Source organism: Streptococcus sp. KHUD_010 (genome assembly GCF_040207525.1).
Taxonomy (GTDB): Bacteria; Bacillota; Bacilli; order Lactobacillales; family Streptococcaceae; genus Streptococcus; species Streptococcus hominis.
In genome coordinates this window covers 1,378,110-1,393,780 of record NZ_CP157941.1, presented here as the reverse complement: position 1 = coordinate 1,393,780, position 15,671 = coordinate 1,378,110, and the positions used below count along the sequence as shown (strand labels likewise).

The window sequence follows — 15,671 nt, the reverse complement described above, 5'->3', positions numbered from 1 at the left end:
CTTATGGCAGTAAATATTGATGAATTGAAACAACTTTCCATGATTGATGTAGCTGAATCTTTGGAAATGGAACTTAAGCGCCAGTCTGGTCACACCTATTATTGGACTGAACACGATTCTTTGAAAATCCTTACTAATACAAACCGTTTCCATTGGTTCAGTCGTGATGTTGGTGGAGATGTTATTCAACTGGTTCAATCTGTTAAGGATGTATCTTTTAAAGAAGCCGTTCGTTTCCTTCAGGAAGGAACATTTTCTCAAGTAGAAAATGAAATGATAGAACCAGTCAAACAAGAACCGTTTAGTTATGTTCTTCAACCGTATGAACACCCTGATTTTGAACTCGGTAGAAACTATCTCAAAGAAGAAAGAGGATTAGCAGATGACACAATTAACACTTTCTTAGCAAGTGGAAACTTAGCAGAAGCCACTCGGAAGAAAGGGGATTACTTTGAGCCTGTTATTGTCTTTAAATACAAAGATTTAGACGGGAAGCTGGTTGGTGCTAGTTTACAAGGAATCGTAGAAAATCGAGTTCAATATCCTGAGCGTGGTCGTTTGAAACAAATTATGAACCATTCAGACGGGTTAGCTGGTTTTTCTTTTGATATAGGAACTCCAAAACGACTGGTATTTTTTGAGGCACCTATCGATTTGATGAGTTATTATGAATTGAAAAAAGACACCTTACAAGATGTCCGATTAGTTTCTATGGATGGCTTGAAAAAGGGGGTAATCAGTCGCTATACAGCAGATTTATTGACGGATGGTAAGTTTTCCCAGGTAAACTCTTATACGTCTATTTTGAAGGCATTAGATAGCTTAAATAAGACAACAAAACTTATTACAGATGACTTAATCACAATAGCGGTTGATAATGATAAAGAAGCGCTGAAGTTTATTGAAAAACTGAAAGAAGATAACATTCCTTTTCAAATCGATCTTGCTCCAAAAAGTGATGGAGTTAAGAAAATGGACTGGAACGAGTATTTACAGAAAGAAAAAGCAGGAGAAAAAAAGATGCCAGAAGAAAATAGTCATAAGGAATTTCAGGCTCCTTCAGTTAGCTTAGAAGAACTGTATCAATCAGAGTTTCTAGCTGATAAACTAGATAGTACAGAACAAGAGAATCTTCAGGAAGAAAGGAATCTTGAACGTACTAGAGATTCTGACGGAGATGGTCTAACTGATGAACTTGAAAAGTCAATTGGTACAAATCCCTATAACTCAGATACGGATGGAGATGGTTTGACAGACTCTCAAGAAGTTGCGATGGGGACGAACCCACTTGAACCTAACCCTCTTTCTAAGGAATTGACTACTGACCAGCCAACACAGTCGCCAACTCTTTCTGAGTTGATTCAGGCAAAAGATACTAAAGGACTTTCTAAAATTATGAAAGAGGGAATTAAAGATTACTTTAATTCCGATCAATACAAAAATTATCTGGAAGCAATTAGTAAACTTCCCTCATATTCAGCTAATAATGTGATGTTGTTATTAAGCCAAAATTCAGAAGTTTCTATGGTTGCTTCTTTTAAAAAGTGGCAATCCGACTTTGAGCGTAGTGTAAAAAAAGGTCAAAAAGCTCTTTGGATTTTTGCTCCTTATGAATTTAAACTAAGGGATAATAACGGTCAATACAAGGTTAATGAAAATGGGGAGATTGAGAAAGGAATTGGTTTTAAATTAGTACCTGTCTTTGATGTCAGTCAAACCCAAGGAAAGGAGATTCCACAAGCTGTTTACGAACTCACGGACGAAGGTAAAAGCTTTGATTATGAAACACTTTATCGTGCACTTAAAAGTGTTTCTGATGATAACAAAGTGGCTATGCACTTCCAAGAGATTGATTCAGGAGCCAGAGGCTTTTATAACCGTGAAACCAATGAAATTGCTATCAAGCGAGGTATGACAAAAGCACAGACGATTAAAACCATAATTCATGAAATGGCACATTCTGAATTGCACAATAATAAGATAGTGGCAGAAGCAGGTGAGAAACTCACACGAAGCACTAAAGAGCTTCAAGCTGAATCTGTCGCTTTTGTCGTTTCAAATCATTACGGTATTGATACCAGTGAATACTCTTTTGCTTACTTAGCTAATTGGTCTAAAGACAAAGAGGCTTTAACCGACCTTGAGGCACAGCTTTCAATCGTCCAAAAAGAAGCCAGTCAACTAATTAAAAAGGTGGATTTAAAACTTGAAAAAATCAAAACATTAAATTTGACAAAAGATAAAACGAAAGAGAGTGCTTTTCATGAAAAACTCAATCGTTTCAAAGAAAAACAATCCATTCAAGAAAAAAACAAAGAGCCAAAAAAAGCAAAGGGAATCTCGATTTAGTGTCCAGTCGGGGTTCTCGTAAACTAGCATTAGGACAGATAGAATACGGAGGAAATGATGATGACGGAAACAACACAGGGAATTTTGCTGACTTACCTTTTTGATAATTTTGAGGTGGGCAACCGTAAAGAAAATAACCAGCTTAAAAATGCCAGCCGTAAAAAAATGATGGCAGTCATTAACCGAGATATGGTAGATATAGAAGAACTCAAATTGGATATTTTTGCAGATTATCAAAGAGCCTATGATGAACTTTCTCACCTGACAGATGAAGCTTACGAACAGGAAAGAGAAGAGATTCTTGGTTGGGAACCAACAGAGGAAATCATCTTCTAACCAAAGAGCGAAGCGGCAAAAAGGGGCTTGGGGATTTCCCCAAAACTTGACACAAAACAACAGCTGTTTCTTGCAGAAGCGGCTGTTGAGTTTTTGTCAACTATCGCAAGTGGGTACCCACTTGCTACGCTTGCCAGATGAAAAGTAAATGAAATCTGGAGGTACACAACTCAAATTTTAATCAAGAAGGAATACGTTAATGGTTGAACATGTAAATAGACACAGACCGATTCAGAAAAAAGTCTGGTTAAATGCAGATGAAGAAAAATATATCAAACGGAAAATGACAAACGCAGGTGTTAAAAATTTCTCGACCTATGCTCGAAAAATGATGTTGCTTGGTGCAGTTGTCAAAGTTGATTTGTCAGAATTAGTTGGAATCAAACAAGAAATCAATCGAATTGGGGTGAATATCAACCAGATTACTAAGTATGTTAATACTACTGAAACAACTTCTTTAGAAGAGCTAGAAGCTATTAAACTTGAACTGAAAGGAATCACTCAATTATTATCCTCAAAACTAAAAGAAATTAAAGGGCTGGAAAAAGAAAATAGAGATAAAGATAAGGAGAAAATAGAAACATGGTTGTGATTAAAGTCGCACAAATTAAAAAGCTTGACCGACTGAAAAGAGCCCTTGATTATATCACTCAAGAGACCAAAACACTTAGGATGATTGATAAGTCTACTTTAGTTGGAGAGTTTGATATTCGCTTAGAAGAAGAAAATGTTAGTTTGCAATTGGTATCAGGTCACAACATCATAACACCGACAAATGCTTTTGATGAGTTTGTAATGACTAAATACTTGGCAGAGTTACAATCTGAAAATAAGGAATTGTCCGACTTACACAATGAAAAAAGAGTGTTGGCTCATTATCTCATTCAGTCGTTTTCGCCAGAGGACAATTTAACACCAGAGCAAGTTCATGAAATCGGACGTAAGACAGCTTTAGAATTTACAGGCGGTGATTATCAATTTGTGGTGGCTACTCACATAGATAGAGGACACCTACACAACCACATTATTTTTAACACGACTAATGAGGTGACTCTAAAGAAATTTCGCTGGCAAAAAAGGACACGAAACAACTTGAAAGAAATTTCAGATAAAATATCGGACTTGTACGGTGCTAAGATTATTCAGTCTAACATGAAAAATTCACACAAGAAATATACAGCTTGGCAACAAGCCAACACTTTCAAAGTGGAGATTAAGAATCGTTTGGAATTTTTGCTGAAGCATTCTACCAGTCTGGAGGATTTTAAAGCTAAAGCAAAAGCACTTGATCTTAATGTTGATTATTCTGGAAAGTTTGTTAAATATCGTCTAACCGTTCCGCTTGATGGAAAACTCCAAGAGCGGAACACACGTGATGATATTTTGTCTAAACGTCGCAAATATAGTTTAGAGAATATTCTTAAACGTTTAGATCAGAATCAAGTAACCTTTGATTTATTAGAAATTAAAAATCGTTATCAGAAAGAAGAACAGGAGCGGTCATCTGACTTTGAAATAAAATTGGAAGTGGAAGATTGGCAGGTAAAACAAGAAACGTCACGTGGAATTTACCTTGAAATGGAATTTGGAGTGAATCAAACGGGTACTATCTTAATACCCGCTCGTCAGGTAGATAAGTTGGAAAATGGTTCCTATGAAATTTACTTGAAGCAAAAAGATTTTTTCTATTTTATCAATCCTGACCAATCACAAGATAACCGTTTTATGAGAGGTTCAACAGTTATTAAACAGCTATCTAAGGATAGCGGCGAGATGATTATGCGCAAAAATCCAAATATTTCTCGTATGGAAATGCTTGTTAAAGAGTTTAACTTTTTAGCAGCCAACAATGTGACAAATGGCGATCAGTTTCAGGCACTTCAAGCCAGATTTGACCAACAGCTCAAAGAGACGCAAGAAGAATTGAATAATTTAGATCAACGAATTGGTAATGTGAACAGAATTATTTCAGCTCTAATAGTTTATCAGGAAAGAAAGCCAGAAGGTGTTACCGCTGAGAAAATTCTGGAACAATTCAAGATTGATAAGACCACTAATCCGAAGATCTTGAATAAAGAGTTACAAGAAATTCAGGTGGAAAGAGAAGCACTACGTGAACATCTTGACCTAGTGATTAAGAACTATACAGACTATAAGGAAATCAAGGAGAGAGTGGAACAGCGTGAAAGAAATGAAGAGAAAAACCAACACAAGACAATATAAAAAAATAGGTCAGTAGGGTATACTCTATTGACCTGCTTGTGTTTTATTGATTTTAGTGGATTTGTAAGGCGGACAATAGAGTTCGGCAAAATAAGGAGGTAAAAATGGCTAAAATTGGCTATGCTAGAATTAGCGCTTCAGACCAAAACATGGCTAGGCAGCTGGAGCAACTGAAGCACGTGGATAAACTGTTTCAGGAGGCTATCAGTGGAGCAAGCAAAGACCGTCCACAATTACAAATTATGCTGGAGTATATCCGAGAAGGGGATATAGTGGTCGTAACTGAGCTGGAACGGCTAGGAAGGAATAATAAGGAGCTGACTGAGGTCATGAATGAAATTCAGATCAAAGGGGCAACTTTGGAGGTTCTCAACCTCCCAACCCTTCGAGGGATTGAAGATGATAACTTGAGACGGCTATTGAATAACTTGATTTTAGAACTCTACAAATACCAGGCACAAGCTGAAAGAGAACGGATAAAGGAGCGTCAAGCACAGGGAATTGTCATTGCCAAAAATCAAGGTAAATATCGAGGGCGTAAATCTCTCTTTGCTAAAGATGATAGCCGTTTACAACACGCCTTTGAACTGTACTTATCAGGAATGTCTGATAAAGATGTGGCAGGTCTTACAGGGATTAACGAGCGTACTTTCAGACGTTACCGTGATAAATATCAGATTAAGCGATAATATAAAAATAATATTTTTATATTTACTTATAATTATTTTTGTAGTATAATTATATTATAAAAATAATATAATTATAAAAGGAGAATTGAAAATGAAAATTATAACTTTTGCGGCCATTAAAGGCGGTGTAGGCAAAACAACGTTGGCTTTTAACTTTGGGGAATGGTTAGCACGTAAAGGATACCAAGTCTTATTTCTTGATTTGGATCATCAATGTAACTTGACTCAAACTTACGGTATTTACGATGATACAGATACTGTAGCCAATATTTTCAAAGGTGAGGGGGATGTTAAAGTTATCCCTATTAAACAAAACATTAGCCTGATACCAGGTTATATGCAACTAGATACAATCGAAAAATCTTTAGAAAATAAGGTAAATAAAGATATGTTGCTGTATATGTGGTTAGAAGATCACTATGAGGACAAAAGGTTAGATCTATTTGATTATGTCATTATTGATTGTCATCCTGACTTTTCGACAGCTACTCGCAATGCAATTGCAGTTAGTCACTCAATTATTAGTCCGATCATTCCAAGCGAACACGGCTATAATGCAAAGTTTAACTTAGAAGATCGCCTAGAATCTTTTCGACAAGAAGTTATCAATTATCGTACAAGGGAGAGCTACATCACTGCTCAGCTGTACTTTATTCCAAACATGATTAAACACAATACCAGTTCCTCTAAGAGTCTTTTAGAAACACTGAATAAGACGGAAGAGGAAGGTAGGATTCTTTCTCCTGATACACAGGAAGTGGTCTATATTCCACAAAAGGAACTATTTAACAAATCTACAATGGATAAGCAATCTATTTTTGAAATGGCAGAAGAACCAGCCGTCCTTCAAAAAAATCGTAAATTCTTTGAAGAAATGGCTAAGACATTTCAAATCATTTGTGATATAATATAAAAATAATAGTTCTATATTATTTTTAAAATATAGAACTATTAAATAAATATTATAAAATTAGTCAGAAGGAGCGAAGAGATGGCATTTGAACCCAAAAAAGAACAAATTAAAAAGGCATTAGGGGAAAAGATAGCAGAGAGACGTGTTCCAACTGCCAGTCTTCCCAAACGAGAAGAGCCTGAAAAGGTGATTACCTCGTTTACGCTGGATAAGAAAAATAAAGAGAAGTTAGCTCGCTTGGCTAAAGCCAATGGCTATGGAAAATCAACTGCTGCCTTTTTAAATGATTGGATTGCTAGCGTTGAAGAATAATAAAATATTATAAAAATAATATTAAACTAATACAAAGTTATTTCCTTCCCCAAAAGGGAAGGCTTTTTTCTTTGCCTTGATTTGCGGTATAATATATTTTTATTCTAGTAGAAGAGGTGAGTAGATGGATTTAGCAGTCTTAGACGAAAGAGATTTCTTTACTGCTTTACAAGAGAACAATCGCCAAACGTTCCTCAAAATGATTGAAAAATATGAGAGCTATATCGCCCCGATCATGAGAACCCAGGGTTTCAAGAGAATCAATCAGAAAGAGCGGACTGTTATCTTTCCTTTTGGGGAGATGACTTTTTCACGAAGCAGATGGAAGAAAGGGGATATTATCAGGATACCTGTTGATGAAAAGTTAGGACTTAAACCACGTGCCAGGTTCTCACAAGAACTCCTTTATCAGCTAACCACACTCTCTAACTTTATGCCATATCGTAAAGTGGTATCGGTGATGGAATTGCTGAAGAATATTTATATCACAAAAAATAGCGTTCAACGAGCGCTAGAGACAGCAGGGGGACTCCTGAAAGAGCGGGACGAGTACCGAGTATTAGCAGTTCCTGAAGAGAAAAAGAGAATCAAACCAGAGATTCTATACGTAGAAGGAGATGGTGTTTGGGTGAAACAATCTCATCCTGAAACGGAGACCAAGTCCGTTGAATTAAGTCATTTTGTCGTTCATACTGGTAGCAAGAGAGGAAAAAGGAATGTTTTAAAAAATAAGATGGAAGTGGTTTCGACACAATACTATAAGGCGAAAGACAAACTCATTGACTTAATCTATAATCACTTTGAGATTACACCTAAAACACTCATTATCACCAATTCAGATGGCGGTCATGGTTATTCACCACATATTTTTCAAGACCTAGCAAGTGCTTTTAAACCCAAAGCTCATTTTCATTTTTGGGATGCTTTTCATGTGCATCAGGCTTTGAAAATCAACTTAACTCCTTTATCAGCAGAATTGACAGAAGAGGCTTTTAAGGCTATTAAGAAACGAGATAAAAGTAGGCTAAAGACTGTTTTAGATACTGCAGAATCTTTGATTGATTCGGATAACAAATTTGAGACCTTTGGTCGTTTCAAGAGGCAGCTGCTTAGAAATTTTCAGTACACGGTTACACCTGAACAGATGGGATTGAGTTCCAGGGGTATTGGGATTATGGAAAGTCAACACCGTAAAATTGCCTATCGAATGAAGAATAGAGGGATGTATTGGAGTAAAAAGGGAGCAGATACAATGAGTCGTACGATTCTTTTGAACCATACTGGCGAGCTAAGAGATCTCTTCTTTGGCAATTGGCGGACGGAGTACGAGAAAATACAAGAGATAGATGACACACAAAGAGAGCGTCTTACCACTTTTAGAAAAGCCCATCATGCTTTGCCGGATGTTCGTCCTTCTCGAAGAATTAAGAGTTATTTGTATAAGAAGTAGATTATAAAAACACTAAATCCCTTAAGATTTAGCGCTTTTGTGTACAATTTTAACATGAAATGCTTGCATTATTTGTAGGATATGGTATAATACAGCTATAGAAAAACACGAAGAAAAGGCGCTGAGTGCGACAACACTCAAACGCCCACCGATTAAACAAGTAGGGCTTGTTAATCAGTTTAGAAATATTGTAACATCAAAAGAGCAATAAATCAAGACTGAAACAGGAAAAAAGTCCAAACGTTTCGGTCTTGATTGTCGTTCTCTTGATGATTTTTCATTTTCTCCCAAAAACAGACACATTCCTAAGCGAGTTTGAGGTTGTAAAAAGGGATAGTAAGGTGTATAATATTAGTCAAAGGGGATAAAAATGGGTGAATTATTATTACTATTATTATTATTGAAAGTCGTCTTATTCATATTCTTTCTTTGGTACCTTATTAAGTTACTTCGTTTGAGGGGAAAACAAACATCTTCTGAGCCATTTTGGGTACCGAAGAAAATTGGTGTTGGAGTTGGGGTCAATCCAAGGAATACAGCTGGTTTTTGGGTAAGTCTGGCTGTGACACTTTCGGTCCTGATTGTTCTTTCTGCCTTGATAGTCTCTTTCTTTTTGTAGAAATCATTTGAAGGTGTAGAACCTTCTTTTTTATTTAGAAAGTTAAGTAAATATCTATTGTATTTTTTAAAAATAAAGCGTATAATTCTATTTAGAAGAATATCTAAATAGAAGATGGAAGTGATGAAGATGTCAAAAAAGAGTAGTATCTTCGCCTTTATTGTTTCTTGCGCTAGCCATTTTACAAAAGGAAAGGAAGAGTAAACATGAGTTTTACTAATACCTTCAAGGCCCTATCTCATCCTGTGAGACGAGAGATTTTAGATTTGTTAAAAATGGGCAAGATGTCTGCTGGGGAAATAGCAGACCAGTTTGAATTGACAGGAGCTACCATTTCGCATCACCTCAATGTCTTGAAGCAGGCGGATTTGGTTGTGGAAACACGGGAGAAAAACTTTATTTACTATGAACTCAATACGTCTGTGTTGGAGGATATGATGGTGTGGTTGGCAGACTTGAAGGAAAATAAAAGAGATGAAAATGAATAAAAAAATATTAGGACTAACAACTGTTATGATTCTGTTGCCTGTGCTTGTGGGTTGTTTCTTTTGGGATCGGCTACCAGAAACGATGGCAACGCATTTTGATTTTTCGAATCAAGTAAATGGATTCAGTAGTCGATGGGTAACAGTTTTTGGTATTCCTAGTTTTCTGCTGCTTATACATTGGTTTGGTTTATTTGTGACTAGCAAGGATCCTAAATCTAAGAATATTAGCTTGAAAATGTGGCATCTGGTTTATTGGATTATTCCTTTGACATCTTGTTTAGTCATGACAGCTATTTACGCGCAAGCCTTGGGTTATGCAGTTAATCATGCTCTGATGAATGGTATGTTTTTAGGAGTTCTATTTATTGCTATTGGGAATTACATGCCAAAAACTCGTCGCAATTATACGGTTGGTATACGTCTCCCATGGACTTTGGATAATGATGATAATTGGATAAAGACACATCGTCTGGCTGGTAAAATTTGGGTAATTGGTGGTATTATCATTTTCTTTAATGGTTTCGTTCAGATTGCAGTTACGTTCGTGCTTGTTTTTACTCTAATCATTATGATTGTAGTGCCAATGATTTATTCTTACTGGTTATCTAAAAGGATACATTGATTCATTTGCTGTTTAGCTTGAAACTTTTTTAGTCTAATTATCGTTGTGGGAGCGGGACGACAAAATTGAACTCTTTGAGTTGCTGATTTTTGTCTCGCTCCTATTATCTTGTTAAAATACGATTTCTAGAAATATTGAAAAATATTGAAAAATTTTCTATAATAGGCCGAGAAAATAGAGGGAGAAAAAATGAAATTTTATTCTTATGATTATGTTTTGAGTCAAATCAGCCAGCAAAACTGGGTGACGATTGGACTTTCTATTTTGTTGTTACTTGTGACAGGTTTTTTTGCTTTTAAGGCCTATCGAAATAAGCGCGATTCGAAATTTCGTGAATTGGCGATTATCTCCATTTTGTCTTTGATTGCTATCGTTCTGATTGGGATTAGTACTTTTCAGACCAATCAAGCCTCTAATAACCAGTTCCAAACCTCTCTTCATTTTATTGAAGTTATTTCAAAAGATTTGGGAGTAGATAAGTCAGAGGTTTATGTCAACACTTCAGCTGCGACGGATGGAGCAATTTTAAAAGTTGGAAAAGATTTTTATCGAGCTATGAGTGGCAGTGAGCCAGATAAGTATTTACTGGAAAAAATTAAATTACATAAGACAACAGATATCAAATTAGTGGAGGTTAAAAAATGACATTGAATTTTCTTGAAATCCTGATTAAACTAGCGTTGGGACTGTTTTCACTCGTGTTTGTTATCAATGTGACAGGAAAAGGAAATCTGGCACCTAATTCCGCAATCGACCAGATTCAAAATTATGTTCTAGGTGGTATTATTGGTGGGGTGATTTACAATAGTTCTATTAACATTCTCCAGTATGCGATCATCCTCATTATGTGGACGATTTTGGTCTTGACTCTAAAATGGCTCAATAACAATATTCGGACAGTCAAGCATTTGATGGATGGCAAACCGACTACTCTGATTCAGCATGGGAAGTTGAGCCCAGAAGCTTGCCGCTCCGTTGGTCTTTCAGCAGCAGATGTAGCTTTGAAGTTACGTAGCCAAGGAATTTTTCAACTAAAGCAGGTTAAACGAGCAGTCATGGAACAAAACGGTCAGCTTATTGTCGTACAGGCAGGTGAGGAAAATCCGAAATACCCCATTATCACAGACGGTGTTGTCCAGATTGATATTTTAGAGTCTATTGACAAAACAGAAGAATGGTTAATCGAGAGGCTCGCTAAGGAAGGCTATACTGATATTTCTAATATCTTCATCGCAGAATATGAAAGTGGCAACTTGAGCGTTGTGACGTATTAAGACTCTTTTCCTTTTTGAATAGATAAAAGCAAAAGAGAGAAGAAGAGCTTGCTAGGAGTTCCGCAGAAAAATGAAATCAGGATAAAGATACTGCGAAGCTTATGTGAGATAAAAAGGTGAAAAATGAAGCTGCTGTTGAAATTATAGTTTAAAAATAGATAGCATTAAAGATAGTAAAGGAATATTAAAAAATCTTTTTCTAAAACGGCACAAATATAAAAAATAAAGCCCTATCCGACTAGTCCATCCAGATAGAGCTTTTGTTTTTGAGGAAATCAGAGTTTTTGTTTGTAATTCTATTCTTGTAAGAACTGTCAACAAAAATCCTTACTGTCAGATAGGACAGTAAGAGAATTCAATTAGGGTTAGAATATTGCTGTTAGTACAGTAATAAATCCAAATACAATACCTGGAGCATTTGCAGCAGCAAGTGGTAAATCGCGTTCTTTTTTAAACAAACCATAATAAACCCAAAGGCTACAGTTAATGGCAGCTACCAAAGGTTGAATAAAGTTTCCCTTATGTCCAGCTAAATTGTCCATAATTTGTGGGATATAAGATACATACATCATAACAGACATGAATGTCGCCACCCAACCTATCATTTTCATTCGTTTTTCGTTCATTTATATAATTCCTCATAAAATGTAGTGTAGAAAACTAGAATTCATTTATAACTAAATTAATGTAAAACAATTAATGCAATATCACTATTTTATACTAATCATAAAATTTAAGCAAGAATAATATACTAATAACTATGAGTGTAGCATAAATCAACTCTATTTTTTATTTAAAAAACTATGTAATATGTTATAATAAAGTGTTATCAAATATGAGGTTTCATTTGCCTTGAAAGGAAAAGCTATGACTGAAAAGAATTTTTATATTACAACACCAATCTACTATCCAAGCGGTAAGCTCCATATTGGGAGTGCTTATACGACCATTGCTTGCGATGTCCTTGCTCGTTACAAGCGTCTTATGGGTTATGATGTCTTTTACCTAACTGGTCTGGACGAGCATGGGCAAAAGATTCAGCAGAAAGCGGAAGAAGCAGGTATTACACCGCAAGTCTATGTTGACAGCATGGCAGTTGGTGTTAAGGAACTTTGGAAACTCCTTGATATTTCTTACGATAAATTTATCCGTACGACGGATGATTACCATGAAAAAGTAGTAGCAGATGTTTTTGAACGTCTCTTAGCTCAGGACGATATTTATTTAGGTGAATATTCAGGTTGGTACTCAGTCTCAGATGAAGAATTTTTTACCGAAAGTCAGTTAGAAGAAGTTTTCCGTGATGAAACTGGCAAGGTTATCGGAGGCATTGCACCATCAGGTCACGAAGTGGAATGGGTTTCAGAAGAATCCTATTTCCTCCGTCTCAGCAACTATGCCGATCGTCTAGTAGATTTTTTCCATGCTCATCCTGATTTTATCCAGCCAGATGGTCGTATGAATGAAATCATCAAGAACTTTATTGAGCCAGGCTTGGAAGATTTGGCTGTATCGCGTACCTCATTTACTTGGGGAGTAAAGGTACCTTCCAATCCTAAACATGTGGTTTATGTATGGATTGATGCTCTTCTCAACTATGCGACGGCCCTTGGCTATGGTCAAGATGCAGATGCCAACTTTGAAAAATTCTGGAATAATGGTACAGTCTTCCACATGGTTGGGAAAGACATTCTGCGCTTCCACTCCATTTATTGGCCAATCATGCTCATGATGCTTGATTTAAAGATGCCAGAACGTCTGATTGCTCATGGTTGGTTTGTCATGAAGGACGGTAAGATGTCTAAATCTAAGGGCAATGTCGTCTACCCAGAAATGCTGGTGGAACGCTTTGGGCTGGATCCGCTTCGTTATTACCTCATGCGTAGCCTTCCAGTTGGTTCTGACGGCACTTTCACGCCAGAAGACTACGTGGGTCGTATCAATTATGAGCTGGCAAATGACCTTGGAAATCTCCTCAACCGTACGGTTGCGATGATTAACAAGTATTTTGGTGGTGAGATTCCTGCTTACGTGGAAAATGTGACGGACTTTGATGCTGATTTGGCAGCAGTAGTTGCTGATAATTTGGCACAATACCATAAACAAATGAATGCTGTGGATTATCCACGCGCCCTTGAAGTGGTTTGGAATATTATTTCTCGTACCAATAAATACATTGATGAGACAGCTCCGTGGGTATTGGCTAAGGATCAAGCTAAACGTGATGACTTAGCAGCGGTTATGGCGCATTTGGCAGCCAGCCTGCGCGTGGTGGCTCACCTCATTCAACCGTTCATGATGACGACATCAAATGCTATCATGGAGCAACTTGGCTTAGGGGCAGATTTTGACCTAGAAAATCTAGATTTAGCAGGACTGCCAACGGGTATTAAAGTAGTTACCAAAGGGACACCAATCTTCCCACGTCTTGATATGGATGAAGAAATTGCCTATATCAAAGAGCAGATGGAAAGTGGCAAGCCAGCTATTAAGAAGGAATGGAAGCCAGAAGAAGTAGAGCTCACACTCAACCGTAAAGAAATCAAATTTGACGACTTTGATAAGCTGGAAATTCGTGTCGCAGAAGTCAAAGAAGTTTCTAAAGTGGAAGGGAGTGATAAATTACTCCAATTCCGCTTGGATGCTGGAGATGCAGAAAATCGTCAAATCCTCTCTGGGATTGCTAAATACTATCCGAACGAACAAGAATTGGTTGGCAAGAAAGTCCAAATCGTAGCCAATCTTAAGCCACGCAAGATGATGGGACGTATCAGCCAAGGCATGATTCTCTCAGCCGAACATGGCGATCAGTTGATACTTCTGAGTGTTGACCCAAGCGTGCCAAATGGTAGTTTGATTGGGTAATTTATAGAATAATATAGAATGATATGATTACAATTGTGGTCATGTCATTTATTTTTGTTTCAGTTATTAATTAAGCATTTAATACATATGAAATTCACCTATTTTAGATAAAAACAAAAAGTATAAATTTTTCTTTATAAAAGTATATACTTTTATAAAGAAAAGTGATATACTTAATTCAAAAGATATCTTTCACAAAAAACTTAAGGAGGCAAATCTGATGAAAAAAGGTTTGTTAGGTGTTGGAATTATTGCTGCGGTTGCATCAATCACTTTAACAGGTTGCTCAAATGGAGGTTCTTCTTCATATGGAAAAAAGGAAACGATTACATTTATTAACCATCGTACAGACTGGGAAACAAATGGTAAGTGGGACGAATATATCAAGAAATTTAACGAGAAATATCCTGATATTAAGGTGAAAATACAAACGATTACGGATTATGCTGGACAAATAAAGACGCGGATGAACAGCAAAGAATATGGCGATTTACTAATGATTCCGGGTGATATTAAAGCTCAAGATTATAAAAACTTCTTCGAGCCACTTGGCAAGAAAGAAGAGCTATCTAAGAAATACCTAGGAATGAACGACCGTTCATACGAAGGTACTTCTTATGGAATACCTAGTCAGGTAAATGCGACAGGTATGGTAACCAATATGAAAGTCTTTAAAGATGCAGGTATTAAGACTTTCCCTAAGACACCAGAAGAATTTTTAAAAGCACTTGAGACGATTAAAGAGAAAAATAAAGATGTAACACCACTATATACAAACTATGCAGCTGGTTGGACATTGTCAAATTGGGACTTTGTGAAGGCTGGTGTATCTGGTGATGCTGATTTTACCAACAAAATGACAGCGGATACAGCACCATTTAGTGATGGAAAAGTGATGAATACGATTTATCGTTTGCTTTATGATGTTAGTAAAAATAAATTGATTGAAAGCGACCCAACAACTAGTGACTGGGAACAATCAAAAGTTGACTTGGCAAATGGAAAAATTGCTGTGATGCAATTAGGAAGTTGGGCTGTCCCACAAATTCAGCAAGCAAACTCTGATAATGCTAAGAACATTAAATTCCAAGCATTTCCAGTAACAGCAGCTGATGGTAAGCAATATATGAGCGTTGCTGGTGATTACAACTACGGCATTAACGTACATAGCAAACATAAAAAAGCTGCACGTAAATTGTTGGATTGGTTAGTCAATGAATCAGACTATGCAAAAGACAATGGTGGTATTCCAACGGTTCGTGGGGCTGAATATCCAGAAGCCTTGAAAGCAAGTAAAGAAGCAGGTGTTCAATTGATGGAAGAAACACCCGCTCCAGAAGGAAAAGAATCACTCTTTGGAGATATCAACGACCAATCACAATTGGGAATTGGCTCTACAGATAAAGAAAAACAAAGAATTATTGATGCTGCAATTGGAAACTCGAAAGAAAGCTTTGAAGATATTATGAAAGACTTCAATACTCGTTGGGCAAATGCCATTCAGTCAGTATCTAAAAAATAAATGACAACA

16 protein-coding genes are annotated in these 15,671 nt (G+C 36.7%); 15 read left to right on the top strand and 1 reads right to left on the bottom strand.

Going from position 1 to position 15,671, the window contains the following annotated elements; genetic code table 11:
* Window positions 1–3 precede the first annotated feature (3 nt).
* From ABKA15_RS06815 to ABKA15_RS06755, 13 genes are all read left to right on the top strand, one after another.
* Window positions 4–2,349, top strand: a complete 2,346-nt coding sequence (locus tag ABKA15_RS06815) for a DUF6782 family putative metallopeptidase (RefSeq protein WP_049512542.1) — start codon at window positions 4–6, stop codon at window positions 2,347–2,349.
* A gap of 54 nt (window positions 2,350–2,403) precedes the next feature.
* A complete protein-coding gene (locus ABKA15_RS06810) occupies window positions 2,404–2,685 on the top strand; it encodes a hypothetical protein (RefSeq protein WP_186832608.1) in 282 nt (93 codons plus the stop codon).
* A gap of 199 nt (window positions 2,686–2,884) precedes the next feature.
* The gene (gene mobC, locus ABKA15_RS06805) at window positions 2,885–3,277 is read left to right on the top strand and encodes a plasmid mobilization relaxosome protein MobC (protein WP_049512547.1); all 393 of its coding nucleotides are present in this window, start codon (window positions 2,885–2,887) and stop codon (window positions 3,275–3,277) included.
* Complete coding sequence (locus tag ABKA15_RS06800; RefSeq protein WP_049512549.1) at window positions 3,268–4,908, top strand: relaxase/mobilization nuclease domain-containing protein; 1,641 nt, start codon at window positions 3,268–3,270, stop codon at window positions 4,906–4,908. Before mobC ends, ABKA15_RS06800 begins: the two co-directional genes overlap by 10 nt.
* Window positions 4,909–5,012: 104 nt before the next feature.
* Entirely contained in the window at window positions 5,013–5,597 is a 585-nt protein-coding gene (locus tag ABKA15_RS06795; protein ID WP_039677044.1) for a recombinase family protein, read from the top strand.
* Between the two features lie 91 nt (window positions 5,598–5,688).
* Window positions 5,689–6,510, top strand: coding sequence for a ParA family protein (locus tag ABKA15_RS06790; protein ID WP_003043418.1), 822 nt, complete (start codon window positions 5,689–5,691; stop codon window positions 6,508–6,510).
* Window positions 6,511–6,588: 78 nt separating this feature from the next.
* Window positions 6,589–6,822 (top strand): hypothetical protein, encoded by a 234-nt coding sequence (locus ABKA15_RS06785; RefSeq protein WP_003043299.1) that lies wholly within the window; start codon window positions 6,589–6,591, stop codon window positions 6,820–6,822.
* Between the two features lie 124 nt (window positions 6,823–6,946).
* The gene (locus ABKA15_RS06780; protein ID WP_049512552.1) at window positions 6,947–8,272 is read left to right on the top strand and encodes an ISLre2 family transposase; all 1,326 of its coding nucleotides are present in this window, start codon (window positions 6,947–6,949) and stop codon (window positions 8,270–8,272) included.
* 370 nt (window positions 8,273–8,642) lie between these two features.
* Entirely contained in the window at window positions 8,643–8,891 is a 249-nt protein-coding gene (locus ABKA15_RS06775) for a hypothetical protein (RefSeq protein WP_021001410.1), read from the top strand.
* Window positions 8,892–9,097: 206 nt separating this feature from the next.
* A complete protein-coding gene (locus ABKA15_RS06770; protein WP_049512554.1) occupies window positions 9,098–9,379 on the top strand; it encodes an autorepressor SdpR family transcription factor in 282 nt (93 codons plus the stop codon).
* Window positions 9,366–10,001, top strand: coding sequence for an SdpI family protein (locus ABKA15_RS06765; RefSeq protein WP_049512556.1), 636 nt, complete (start codon window positions 9,366–9,368; stop codon window positions 9,999–10,001). The genes ABKA15_RS06770 and ABKA15_RS06765 overlap by 14 nt, the downstream gene beginning before the upstream one ends.
* 189 nt (window positions 10,002–10,190) lie before the next feature.
* Window positions 10,191–10,646, top strand: a complete 456-nt coding sequence (locus ABKA15_RS06760; RefSeq protein ID WP_003031485.1) for a DUF3290 family protein — start codon at window positions 10,191–10,193, stop codon at window positions 10,644–10,646.
* Window positions 10,643–11,275: a DUF421 domain-containing protein gene (locus ABKA15_RS06755; protein ID WP_049512558.1), complete on the top strand. Its 633-nt coding sequence runs from the start codon at window positions 10,643–10,645 to the stop codon at window positions 11,273–11,275. The genes ABKA15_RS06760 and ABKA15_RS06755 overlap by 4 nt, the downstream gene beginning before the upstream one ends.
* A 365-nt stretch (window positions 11,276–11,640) precedes the next feature.
* Here ABKA15_RS06755 and ABKA15_RS06750 read toward each other — a convergent pair whose 3' ends face one another.
* Complete coding sequence (locus ABKA15_RS06750; RefSeq protein WP_049512559.1) at window positions 11,641–11,901, bottom strand: SemiSWEET family transporter; 261 nt, start codon at window positions 11,899–11,901, stop codon at window positions 11,641–11,643.
* Window positions 11,902–12,142: 241 nt separating this feature from the next.
* On the opposite strand from ABKA15_RS06750, the gene metG reads away from it, so the two are divergent.
* Both metG and ABKA15_RS06740 read left to right on the top strand, forming a co-directional pair.
* Entirely contained in the window at window positions 12,143–14,140 is a 1,998-nt protein-coding gene (gene metG, locus ABKA15_RS06745; protein ID WP_049512560.1) for a methionine--tRNA ligase, read from the top strand.
* Window positions 14,141–14,360: 220 nt separating this feature from the next.
* Window positions 14,361–15,662, top strand: a complete 1,302-nt coding sequence (locus ABKA15_RS06740; RefSeq protein ID WP_049512562.1) for an ABC transporter substrate-binding protein — start codon at window positions 14,361–14,363, stop codon at window positions 15,660–15,662.
* The last annotated feature ends 9 nt before the right edge of the window (window positions 15,663–15,671 follow it).